The following is an 11,316-nucleotide window of genomic DNA, read 5'->3' as shown; positions in this document are numbered from 1 at the left end:
CGCGAAACTGGTCTACAAGGTCCTCGAGTACGAAGCACCGCTGACCCAGGAGGGGATCGCGGCCGAGTCGCGCCTCTGTTCCCGAACCGTCCGCTACGCGCTGGGAAAACTCGAGGAGCAGGACTTGATCACCAGCCGCGCCTGTCTCGAGGACGCGCGCCAGTCGAAGTATCGGCTCGCGGCGTAGCGACCTCGCGGCCGACCGATTGAACTCGATGGGACGACCGGTCGACTGGGGCGGTCGCCGTCGGACTACGCTACCGGTGTTTCTGATACCGATCGACGAGCAGGTCGATCCCGAACGCGCCGGCCGTGATCTCGTACTGGATCTCGAGGCGGGGGTTGAACTTCGCCTTGTAGCGGTTGATGCTCGGGACGCCGGCCCCAACGAGGTCGTACGCGTCGATGCCGCCGTGCAGGCCGTCGCGCATGACGTGCCAGTCTAACAGGTCGTTGATCGCGATGTCGACATCGGCGTCCGGCTTGACGCCGCCCTGCCATCGATACCGCGTCCGGTCGGACTCGACGACGAGGATGCCGCCGAGGAACTCGCCGTCGACGCGACAGACGTAGGGCCGAATCGCGCCGTCGGGGAGCATCTCGTGGAGCGACCGGGCGAAGTCGGTACTCAGCCGGAACGGCTGGCCCTGGCTCTCGTAGCGGTCGCGGACCTTTTGGACGATGCGCGCAACGTCGTCGGTGTCGCCCTCCGCGATCGTGTAGCGATCCCCGTCTGCGTTCCGGATGTTACTCCGCGCGTCGCTGCTGAACCGTTTCAGTAACTCGTCCTCGCTGCCTTCGAGGTCGACGACGTACGTGTGGCCGGGTTTGACGTCGTACTCGTTCCAGACGAACGGCCGGATGTCGTCGAACTCCGCCGTGACGAACTTGCTGTACAGCGGCGCGATTTCGTCCTCGATCCGCTCGAGACAGCCCTCGATGAACCGTTTGGTTCGCCGATCGGCCTTCCGTTGTTTGAGCTTCTCGACGTTGAGCAAGGACGGGCCGAGGTACGACGTCCACGAGTGGGGCGCTGGCGAGAACGCACCGGTGACCGGTCCCCTCGTGTATTCGAAGACGGGAAAGACGCCGACCGGCTCCTGGCCTTTGAAGCCAGCGAGCAGATAGGGCGTCGTTCCGGTGTCCTCGGCCTGCAACCGGAGCGCCTCGGCCCGAAAGAAGGGGTTCGTGCCGTCGGAGCGCTCGACGTAGCGGTTCCACTCATCGGCATCGGTCCGTGGATCGAGGGCGCGGATGTCCACGCTCATAGATATCCCAGATCGGACAGCCGGTTTTCGACCGTCTCGTCGTCGGTCGCAGTGATCGGCTCCGGATCGTACGCCGGGTACGGTCGCTCCGCGGTCTTGTCGATGACCGGGAGCGGGGTCCCATCCATCGCGGCGTCGATCGGGACGTCGAAGAGCGAACAGATCGTCGGCGCGATATCGAAAATCGTCGCTCCCTCCAGGGCGGCGGACTCGTCGAACGCCGGTCCGGCGGCCGCGACGACGCCGGTTCGCTTGTGATTCCACGGCTCCATCGGCTCGCCGAACTGCGCCGTTCCGAGGGTGGCGTCGATCGCCGTGTCGAACGCCCGGGGGACCGTCACGATGTCGGGTGCCTCGTCGACGTGCGGGCCGTCGAAGTAGTGTTCCCGCGGTTCGACGGCGTCGAACATCCGGGTCCCGTCGGGCGTTCGGACCGCCGACAGCGTCTCGATGAGTTCCTCGCGGACGACCTCGTACTCCTCGGGCGGGACCTGTCCGTTCGGCTCGCGACCCGCGAGATTGATCCGGACGCCGAGTTCGCTCTTCGAGCGGACGTAGGCGCTCGACTCGGGGAAGTCGACCTGCTCGCTCGCGGCCCGAATCGCGTCGTTCGGGACGCGCTTGCCGATCGGTTCTTTCAGTCCGACGCGGTCGAGCGCGCTCGCCACCCGCTGGGTCGTGAGCCCGACGCTCGCGGCGAGGTTCATCGCCCGCTCGAGCAGGCCCGTCGTGTGCTCGCCGGCCTCGGCTCCCTCGAGCAGATCGTTCTCCCAGGACTTCGACCAGTCGGGCATCCCGTCGCCGCCGCGCCGAGCGCTCACGTAGCCGCGCTCGCGGAGGAACTCGTTGACCCGGAACTCGTCGCCGGTCACCTTCCCCATGCCGTGGTCGCTGACGACAAGCACGTTCTCGGGGTCGGTTCGCTCGATGGTCGCCGCGAGCTGTCTGTCGACCTCACGGTAGACCGCTTCGATCGCCCGTTTGTCTCCGTGTCGTTCGTGAAACACCGAGTCGGTTTGCTGGAACTGGAGGAAGCCGAAGTCGGGGGCGATCCGGCGTGTGAGATAGCGAAACGCGTTCCCTCGGAGTTCGATCGTCCGCTCGTACCCCTCGATCGACCGGTCCGGTGCCGGCCCGCTCTGCGGATAGATCCAGTACTCGCCGCCACAGGCGAGCTTTACGTCTTCGAGAATCCCGTCGGGGTGGCAGTCCGGATTCTCGGGGGCGGTCAGACCCGGAATCAACGCACCGTCGAACGCCCGCGCTGGATGGGTCACGGGCACGTTGACGACCACACTCGAGAGCCCGTGGTCGCTCAGGAGCTCCCAGACCGGCCGCGCCCTGACGTGGGTCGCGTTGACGACGTCCCACTCGTAGCCGTCGAACGAGAGGAAGTCGTAGACGCCGTGTTTGCCCGGGTTCTTGCCAGTGTACAGCGACGGCCAGGCGCTGGCCGTCCACGGCGGAATTTGGGACTCGAGCGGCCCCGCCGTTCCGCGATCGAACAGCCCCTCCAGGGTTGGAAGTTCGCCCGACTCGAACAGCGACTCGAGCACCGGCCGACAGCCGGCATCCAGCCCGACGACGAGCAGACGAAGGTCTTTGTTGTCGGTCGAACCTGCCATGGAACCGTTGTCCGTTCGCCCGGGCTTTGTTATGCAACTGCTGGCCGACTGTAAGTTCGCACTGGCGGTTCTACGGACGGAATAGCAGTTCAAACGGCGTGAGTATCGATCGCGGCGGCTGACTGTAATACTCGATTGGCACGCGACCGCGGGCTGTATCGCCCCTATCACTAAGGCCACGGCCGGGTCCGTCTTACGTCGATGATCGTCTCTACTACTGGCTTCCCGTCCCGCCGCTTCGTATGATCGATGCCACCCCGTCCGTGTTCGACGCGTCGCTTTCGGGGACGGGGGCGGGGATCGATGCGTTCATCGACCGGCACGCACCCGACAGCACGCATACGTACTACGGCTCGGGAAAAGTCGCACTCCGTGACGGTCTCGCCGGACTCGTCGAACCCGGCGACAACGTCGTCGTTCCCGCCTTCCTCTCACCCGCCGTCGTCGAGCCGTTCCACGAACTCGGCCTCGAGTCGCGGTACTACGCCATCGAGGAGTCGCTCGCACCGGACTTCGCCGACCTCGAGGCGCGGATCGACGCCGACACCGCCGCCGTCGTGTCGGTCAACTACTTCGGGTTCCCCCAACCCGGCCTCGAGCGGATCGCCGCGCTGACCGACGAGTACGACTGCTACCACGTCGACGACAACGCACATTCGCCGCTCAGCGTCCGTGACGGGACCCTGCTCGGAACGCACGGCGATCTCGGCATCACGACGCTGCGGAAACTCCTTCCCGTTCCCGACGGGGCCGTCCTCTACTGTACGGACGAGAGGGTCACGGCGCAGTTCGCGCCCTCGTCGCTGGCCGGCCGGTCGAATCGCATCGGGACCGCTGATTGCCGATTCGTTGCCGCTTCGATCGCCGAACGGGTCCTTCAGACCAGTCCGTCGCTGTACCGCTCGGTCGAGGCGATCCTCGCGGACGGGGCGGCGGACTCGTCGTCCGTGGACCCGGACGATCGATACGAGGCCGCCAAAGTCCCGATGTCGAAGCTTTCCGCGATCGTCGCCGACGCGGTCGACCCGGATGCGATCCGTGCCGCTCGCCGGGAGAACTTCCGTGCGTGGCAGCGAGTCGTGGCCGACCGCGACGACGTGTGGCCGCTCTACGACCGACTGCCGGAGGGCATCAGCCCGTACGAGTTCCCCGTCCGGACGCCCGATCGCGACTCGTTTCTCGCGGCGCTCGAGGAGCGTGGCGTCGTCGGTGCCCACTCCTGGCCGATCCTCCGCGAGACCGTCCGCGAGGACGACGCCTACGAGACGTCGATCCGACTCGCGGACAGTCTCGTCGCGCTTCCCGTCCATCAGGGGATCGAACCGTCGGCTATCGAGGCAGTCGGTGATCGGCTTCGAACGTGAGAGAGCGCCGCCCGCTCGTCTCGATCCGACCGGGACCGCGCTCCGTTACTCGTCCGCCGCGGCCGGTAGGTCCGCCCGCGCGTCGCCGGCCAGCGCATACGTCCGTTCGCCGGACCGCTCGAGCAACCCGTCCGTCCGGAGTTCCGAGACGAGACTCTGGACTGCGACCCGCGATCGATCGACGCGAGCGGCGACGGCCGCCGTCTCCAGCGGGCCGTCTCGCGCGAATACGCGCAGAACCTTCGCGGCCGTCTCGCGCGAACACTGTGACCCCTCGCACGCGCGGGCGACGCGCTCGTCGATCCACTGAGTCTCGAGCAGTTCCGTGTGGTCGCGTTCCTCGTCCGCAGCGACGGCCCCCGACACGTCTCCGGTGTCTGACTCCGACGCCGCGTCCGCGTCGGCGGGCATGTATCCGAACTCGATGTCGTCACCGCCGGCCTGGACGATCGTCGATCCGTCCGCGTCGGCACCGCCGTCGTCGGCTTCGACTGTCGTATCGTCGACATCCTGGTCGGGACGCTCCTCGCGCTCGAGATCACGGACGACCGCGCGCAACTGCCTGTTTTCGTTCCGGAGCCGATCGACTTCCGCCGCTCGATCCGCAAGCTGCTCCTCGAGGTGCTCGAGACGGTCGTCGCGCGCGGCGAGGTCCGCCTCGAGTTCGTCTCTCTCGGCCTCGAGGTCGGCGATCTCCTCGTGGAGTCGGCGCAAGTCCTCGCTGCCGCCGGGGAGCTGCGACTGGACCGTGTCCGTGTTCTGCAAGGCGTCGGCCATCTGTCTGGCCGCACTCGAGACGTCCCGCGCCGATGCGAGGTCGTCCTCCAACGTCTCGATCCGGCGTTGCTTTTTCTCGAGTTCGGCCTCGAGTTCGTTGATGCGGTCCTGTTCGCGCTCCTTGCGCTCGGAGATGTCCTGGAGGTCGCCGACCAGCGCGTCGGAGACGGACTTGAGTTCGGGGCGCTCGAAGTCGTCCAGGCCGGGCGTCGCCCCGGCGTCGAAGGTCCGCTTCCGGCGAAACTGGATCTTCCGGACGTCGACTTCGGTCCAGTCGGTCTGGACGAACGCCTGCCCGTCGTCGAGATCCGAGACGAGTTCCGAGTACTCGGTGTCGATGATCCGGCCGACGACCTTAGTGTCGTTGTCCCAGGTCAGGCGGTGCCAGACCAGCCAGTTGGCCTGCGTGATGAAGTCCTTCTTCACGTCGGCCGGCCGCTGGCTGATCCCGACGATTCCCAGGCCGTGTTTGCGGCCGCGCTTGCTGATCTTGATCAGCAGGTTCCCGGTCTCGCCGACGCCGCCGCCCTCCGGGATGTACTCGTGGACCTCCTCGACGACCAGCAGGAACGGCTTCTTCAGCTTCTTCTCCTTGACGAACAGCTGCCGGGCGATCTTCCGTAAGAGTTCGTCCGCGACGTCCTCGTCGAGATACCCCGACACGTCGAGGATGACCGGGACGTTCTCCTCGAGTGCCAGCGTCGCCATCTGCTCTGCGTGTTCCGGTCCGATCTGGATGTCACACTCCTCGTCGGCCCCCGCGTGGAGCATCTCGTACTCCTCTTTGAGCCCGTAGTACTCCCCGTCCGTGTCGACGATGAGCAGGGGATAGCCGGCCTCGAGTAATTCTTCGGCGATCACCGACGCAGTGTTTGACTTCCCCGAGCCGGACTTGCCGGTGACGAACCCGCGACCAGTGAGGAGTTCGACGACGGGCAGCTGCAGATCGGCTCCGTCGGCCGTCTCACCGACGTGGATCAGGCGCTGCCTGGAGCCGTCGCTCACCGATCGACCACCCCGACCGTGCGCGGTTCGTTCATACTATCTGTACAGTCCGAACACGCAACCTTCAATATTGGCCTCCCTTCCGCCGTCGATGTCGGCCGGCAAATGCCGCTTGCGCCGCGGTGGGAGCGGCCGACGGGCGTCCTCGAGTCCGATCAGTCCGCGTCGCGCTCGACCGTCCGCTCGCGGACCGTCATCCCCTTGCGACCCAGATGCTGGAGTTGCTTCCGGGCGAAGTCCTCCTCGCGGGTCCCCCGGGTCGCGAGGACGTAAACGAGCGCGCCGCCGGCGGGCCGCATCGTCCGGCCGGCGCGCTGGGTTCCCTGCCGGCGCGAGCCGCCAAGCCCCGAGGCGACGATCGCCAGATCGGCCGTCGGCAGGTCGATCCCCTCGTCGCCGACCCGCGAGATGAGCAACAGGTCGCGCTCGTCGCGCCGGAACTCCTCGAGCAGCCGCCGGCGCTCGTGGTGTGGCGTCTCGCCGCTGAGGAACGGTACGTCGAGCGCCTCGGAGAGCTCCCGGCCCTGCGCTAGGTAGTCGACGAAGACGATAGCCTTCGCGTCGGGGTGGGCCGACAGCAGGTAGCGGACCTCGTCTACCTTGCCCCGATTGCGGGCGGCGATCCGGTACTGTTCTCTGCCGTCGGCCGAGCCGTAGGCGTTTGCCTGCTCGTCGTCGCCCCACGGCACGTACCGGATCTCGAGTTCGGGCTCGGCGACGTGGCCCGCGTCGAACAGCGCCTCCCAGTCGGTGCCGATCGGCGGCCCAACGAGGGTGAAAATCTCCGTCTGGCGGTCGTCCTCCCGAATCGGGCTGGCCGACAGCCCGAGCCGGTGTTTGGACTGGAGGTGCGTGCTTCGCCGGTAGACGTCCGAGGGGACGTGCTGGCACTCGTCGAAGATCACCAGCCCCCACTCGCGGTCGTCGAACAGCGAGCGGTGTCGATCCATCCCCGCGATCTGGTAGGTGGCGATCGTCACCGGCCGCACCTCCTTGCGGCCGCCGTGGTACTGGCCGATCTGGTGAGGCTCGAGCGACGTGTACTCGACGATCGTGTCGGCCCACTGCTGGGCGAGGTCCCGACTCGGCACGAGGACGAGGGTCTCGCCCTCGACGTTGGCCATCGCGCCCATCGCGGCGACGGTCTTCCCGCTACCCGGCGGCCCGACGAAGACGCCCTCGCCGGCCTCGGCGAAGCGATCGACCCACGTCCGCTGGTAGTCCCGCAGCGACACCCGCAGATCGATCGGCAGTTCCTCACCGGACTCGAGTTCGCGGTGGTCCTGCACCGGGTAGCCGGCCTCGTAGAGGATCCGCTTGATCGCCGCTTCCGCGCCCTCGCGGACCCAGTCTTCCGTCTCGGAGATCGGCGCGTGGACGTGTTCCTCATCGAGTTTCTGCCGGGCGACGTTACCCATGATCTCGGGGCTCCGGGCCTCGAGGACGGTGTAGCCATCCTCGTGGGTCGTCAGCCGGAACTGGTGGGCCCGATCCCACTGGCTGTGGACCCACTCCTCGAGGTCTTCGGAGCGCTGGCCGAGCGCCTGTCGCATCGTCCGGGCGAGGTCGTCGAAGCCGTCGTGGGGCGTCCCCCAGACGTCCTCGGGCCGGACGACGTAGCGGTATCCCTGCTCGCCGTTGGCGTCGGCCAGGTGGGCGAACTGGGCCAATTGGGCGCGCGTGAACTGGTCCGGACGGTCGACGACGATCTCCCGGCGCTTCGGGAAGACGACCACGCGCTCGCGGTCCGTGAGGTCCTCGAGCTCGCTGGGATACCAGACCACGGGGTCGGTCGAGACGGCGTGGCGCTCGAGGTCGCCCCTGTCGGCGAGGGCCTCGAGTCGCTCGGTCGCTTCCTCGTGGGGGAGCTCGAGCGCGCGGGAGACGGCCGCGGCGGTGAGTACGGGTCGTCCCTCCTGTTGGCTGGCGTCGTGGAAGTCGGCGATCGTGAACTCGTCGTTGCCCGTCTCGTTCTCGTCGCCGGCGTCGATCGGCTCCGTGTCACCCGACGCTGTGGGGTCGCTTCGCTGCTCGTCGGCGGGCGTCGAAGAACGGTCGTCGGTCACTGGCGAGTCGTAACGTCGGTGCGGATAAACCGATTTCGCTCGCCGACGGCGGGGCGTCGAGCGTGCCCGTCCGGGGTGCGCGTCCGGCCGGACCAGGATAGCTATATTTGGCTGGACGGCGTTGCCTTTCGGTATGTACCGCGCGATCCTTCCCGAAGGACAGATCGAATGCGACCGGTACGATCACGCCGAGAACGGCGTCGAACTCTACGACGAGGACGACACGTTCATCGCCTTCATCCCGTACGCCAACCTCCACGCGCTGGCCGACGAACGGCTCTACACCGAGAGCACCAGCAAGGGCGAGCGGTCGATCATGTAGCCGGCTGTTGATCGATCGCCTCGAGTTGCTCCCGATATCGATTGCGGACGGTGACGACCGTCGTCTGGGCGGTTTCGGCGACCGCTCGTTGGGGGATGGTCTCGTCACAGAGGAGCCCGGCGGCGTAGATGGCCGCGGCGGCGAACCCCGTCGGTGACTTGCCCGAGTGAAGCCCCTGCTCGGTCGTCCGGTCGATGATCTCGATGGCTTTGGTCTCGACGTCGGTCCCCACGTCGAGTTCCGAGCAAAACCGGGGGACGAACTGTCTGGGGTTCGTCGGCTCGAGGTTGATGTCGAGTTCGTCCGCGATGTACCGGTAGGTCCGGCCGATCTCGCGTTGCTCGACGCGTGCGACCGAGGTGACCTCCTCGAGACTGCGCGGAATGTCCTCCTTTCGACACGCGGTGTAGAGCGCGCTGGTCGCGACGCCTTCGATCGATCGGCCCCGGATGAGGTCCTGCTCGAGCGCCTGTCGGTAGATGACGCTCGCGGTCTCCTTGACGGGCTTGGGGACCCCGAGCGCGCTCACCATGCGGTCGATCTCCGAGAGGGCGTACTTGAGGTTCCGTTCGCCCGCATTCTTCGTTCGAATGCGTTCCTGCCAGACCCGGAGTCGATGGAGTTGGCCGTGTTTGTCCGCCGACATCGAGTGGCCGTTGGCGTCCTTGTTGCGCCAGTCGATGGTCGTCGTGAGCCCGCGGTCGTGCATCGACTGGGTCAGCGGCGCGCCGACGCGCGACAGTTCGTCGTGTTCCTGTGCGTTGAACGCGCGCCACTCCGGCCCGTAGTCGATCGGGTCCTCGGTGAGGACGAGCCCACACTCCGCACAGACTTGCTCACCGCGGTCCGGGTCGTGGATGATCGTGTCGGTCTCGCAGTCGGGACACAGACCGGTCTCGACCTCCGCCGACTGTGATTCGGTGCTGCGTTGATCGATGATAGACCGCGTCATCAGTAGCCGGAGGAACCCGTGCCGGCACTGTAAGGGGTTCACATGGTTTCGCGGGAAACGCCGACTTACGATGCCGCCGGCTGTCAATCCGCGTGATGGTTCGCTCGAGCGAGCGCGGCGAATTACATACCCCGATTACGGCGGGGTGTCGTTCGAACACCGGCGAGCGACGACCGTCACCGCGCGAAGAGAGAACGGCAGCTGACCGAGACAGCCGCCAACTGCCTCGAGCAAACAGAACGGCGGCCGTCTCGGAACCGTGTCCCATCGGTTGTGTTCGGGTGAAACGACCCCGAATCGGTCGCTTCGACCCACCGTGGGCAATGGACACATAATACATGAATCGTGGCGATCGTTGTTGTGATCTGTCGACATCAATCGCCCATTCATGACGTAAATCCGTCGTTCGGTTGTGAACTGTCGCTCGCCTTTACGTTGGTTGGTTCGAACTTTCGGACCCAGTGCTGTGTTAGTCCGTAGTCCCTTGGCCCGTGCTTGTCGGTGGCCGTTCGCGGAGCCGACCGCTCGTACGCCGCCGATATACGGGTGCAATCGCCGGATACGACGCGGCGACGCGGGCGTTCGAAATCGCCCGCCGTGGCGGCGGCCGCGCGTCGCGGGAGTGCCGTCGAGAAGTCGTTCCGTACCTCCTTTGCAGACGGTGCGAAACGTGGTCGTGTTTAAGAGTATCTCTGTTGGTGTACAACCTGGTGTGTCAATCGTGATTTCGACTCGCCGTTCGAACGTACAGCGGTCGCCGTCGGGACGACGCTCCGGTGACGAGGAGCAGGTCCGACCGGTGCCGAACTCGAATGGTGTCTCTACAACGGGAGGGTCGTCGTAATGTCCTCGATCGATACGTCGCTGCCCGACGAAATCGCCTCGGTCGCCGACGCCGACGAGGACGAACGCCTCTCGAAGGACGTCATTTTCGAGCTTTTAAAGAATCGCCGTCGCCGGGAAGTCCTCGCGTACCTGCTCGAGGCCGACGAAACGGTTACGCTCGGTGAACTCGCCGAACAGATCGCCGCCTGGGAGAACGATACCGAGGTCAACGCGCTCAGTTCCGATCAGCGGAAACGCGTCTACGTCGCCCTCTATCAGACCCACCTACCGAAGATGGACGACGCCGGCATCGTCGAGTACGATCAGGACCGTGGCCTGATCTCGCTCGCTGACAACGCGGACCTGCTGATGATGTACCTCGATACGGACAGCCACCGACAGGACCGGTGGGATCGATGGTACGCCGCCCTCAGCGTGGTCGGTGCCGCCCTTCTCGGCGCGGCGACGCTCGGCGCACCGCTGCTATCGACACTCCCAATGCTCGGTCTCGCTGGTGCCGTCGTCGTCGCCTTCTTCTGTCTCTCGGTCGCTCACCTCGTTCGGAACCGCTCGCAAGAACGCACCGTCGACGGCAAACTGTCCCGGATCGAGTGACTCGACGTTCCTGACGGCGCTCCCGTATCGCAACCCCGCGATGACTCTCTTGTCTGCACGTCCGCTCGAGTGACGGCCGTCTCGCTCGGCGAGTCACCGGGTCCTGACGCCACCGTCGCTCGAACGCCGCGTACCGCGGCCGACGCGGTCACCGCTCGACGCCAACGGCGCGTCGCCGGCTGTCGATTCGGCCACCTTCTTCTCGGATCGCCGAGAAGATTTTTAGTAGGCGATTCCGTACGTTCGACTGGCTCCCGACGACCGTCATCCGATACCGGAGCAGTCGCGTGCCAGCAGCTGTTCCCGGCGCGGGAGCCGTCTTTCGAACCGTGCCGCCTCGTCTACTGCGACCCATCCCTGGCGTCCCTTGTTCTCGAGTCGCGACGCGATGTGTGAGCGGGGTCGTCCGTTCCGGCCCCCGGTTCGAGTGAGAGTCGGTATCGACGAGGCCGACCGTCGCTTTCGGTAGCGGCTCCATACCCGGTCGCCGTCTCGAG

The 11,316-nt window shown here is 66.3% G+C and carries 9 protein-coding genes and 1 pseudogene; 4 read left to right on the top strand and 6 right to left on the bottom strand.

All coding sequences use genetic code 11. The annotated features are described in order from the left end of the window. Positions 1 to 187, top strand: a pseudogene (locus C486_RS04005) (MarR family transcriptional regulator); the annotation flags it as partial. A gap of 70 nt (positions 188 to 257) precedes the next feature. On the opposite strand, the gene C486_RS04000 reads toward C486_RS04005, so the two are convergent. Next, a complete protein-coding gene (locus C486_RS04000; RefSeq protein ID WP_008453314.1) occupies positions 258 to 1,268 on the bottom strand; it encodes a lipid II:glycine glycyltransferase FemX in 1,011 nt (336 codons plus the stop codon). After that, positions 1,265 to 2,893 (bottom strand): alkaline phosphatase family protein, encoded by a 1,629-nt coding sequence (locus C486_RS03995; RefSeq protein ID WP_008453313.1) that lies wholly within the window; start codon positions 2,891 to 2,893, stop codon positions 1,265 to 1,267. The genes C486_RS04000 and C486_RS03995 overlap by 4 nt, the downstream gene beginning before the upstream one ends. A 242-nt stretch (positions 2,894 to 3,135) precedes the next feature. Here C486_RS03995 and C486_RS03990 point away from each other — a divergent pair, with 242 nt between their 5' ends. Continuing rightward, complete coding sequence (locus C486_RS03990) at positions 3,136 to 4,257, top strand: DegT/DnrJ/EryC1/StrS family aminotransferase (RefSeq protein WP_008453312.1); 1,122 nt, start codon at positions 3,136 to 3,138, stop codon at positions 4,255 to 4,257. A gap of 45 nt (positions 4,258 to 4,302) precedes the next feature. On the opposite strand, the gene C486_RS03985 is transcribed toward C486_RS03990, so the two are convergent. Both C486_RS03985 and C486_RS03980 read right to left on the bottom strand, forming a co-directional pair. After that, positions 4,303 to 6,039, bottom strand: a complete 1,737-nt coding sequence (locus C486_RS03985) for an ATP-binding protein (RefSeq protein WP_008453311.1) — start codon at positions 6,037 to 6,039, stop codon at positions 4,303 to 4,305. Positions 6,040 to 6,194: 155 nt separating this feature from the next. Further along, on the bottom strand, positions 6,195 to 8,105 hold the full coding sequence (locus tag C486_RS03980; protein ID WP_008453310.1) for a DEAD/DEAH box helicase: 1,911 nt from the start codon (positions 8,103 to 8,105) through the stop codon (positions 6,195 to 6,197). Positions 8,106 to 8,238: 133 nt separating this feature from the next. On the opposite strand from C486_RS03980, the gene C486_RS03975 reads away from it, so the two are divergent. After that, the gene (locus tag C486_RS03975; protein WP_008453309.1) at positions 8,239 to 8,427 is read left to right on the top strand and encodes a hypothetical protein; all 189 of its coding nucleotides are present in this window, start codon (positions 8,239 to 8,241) and stop codon (positions 8,425 to 8,427) included. Here the strand turns inward: C486_RS03975 and C486_RS03970 are convergent. Continuing rightward, positions 8,420 to 9,379 carry a transcription initiation factor IIB gene (locus C486_RS03970; RefSeq protein WP_008453308.1) on the bottom strand — a complete coding sequence of 320 codons (960 nt, stop codon included), beginning with the start codon at positions 9,377 to 9,379 and terminating at the stop codon, positions 8,420 to 8,422. The genes C486_RS03975 and C486_RS03970 overlap by 8 nt on opposite strands. An 843-nt stretch (positions 9,380 to 10,222) precedes the next feature. Between C486_RS03970 and C486_RS03965 the strand changes: the two genes are divergently transcribed. Continuing rightward, positions 10,223 to 10,819, top strand: coding sequence for a DUF7344 domain-containing protein (locus C486_RS03965; RefSeq protein ID WP_008453307.1), 597 nt, complete (start codon positions 10,223 to 10,225; stop codon positions 10,817 to 10,819). Between the two features lie 148 nt (positions 10,820 to 10,967). On the opposite strand, the gene C486_RS03960 is transcribed toward C486_RS03965, so the two are convergent. After that, positions 10,968 to 11,297, bottom strand: coding sequence for a hypothetical protein (locus C486_RS03960; RefSeq protein WP_008453306.1), 330 nt, complete (start codon positions 11,295 to 11,297; stop codon positions 10,968 to 10,970). Positions 11,298 to 11,316 lie beyond the last annotated feature (19 nt).

This window comes from Natrinema gari JCM 14663 (assembly GCF_000337175.1).
Lineage (GTDB): Archaea > Halobacteriota > Halobacteria > Halobacteriales > Natrialbaceae > Natrinema > Natrinema gari.
The sequence above is the reverse complement of the archived record's forward strand: the minus strand, read 5'-3'. Positions and strand labels throughout refer to the sequence as shown.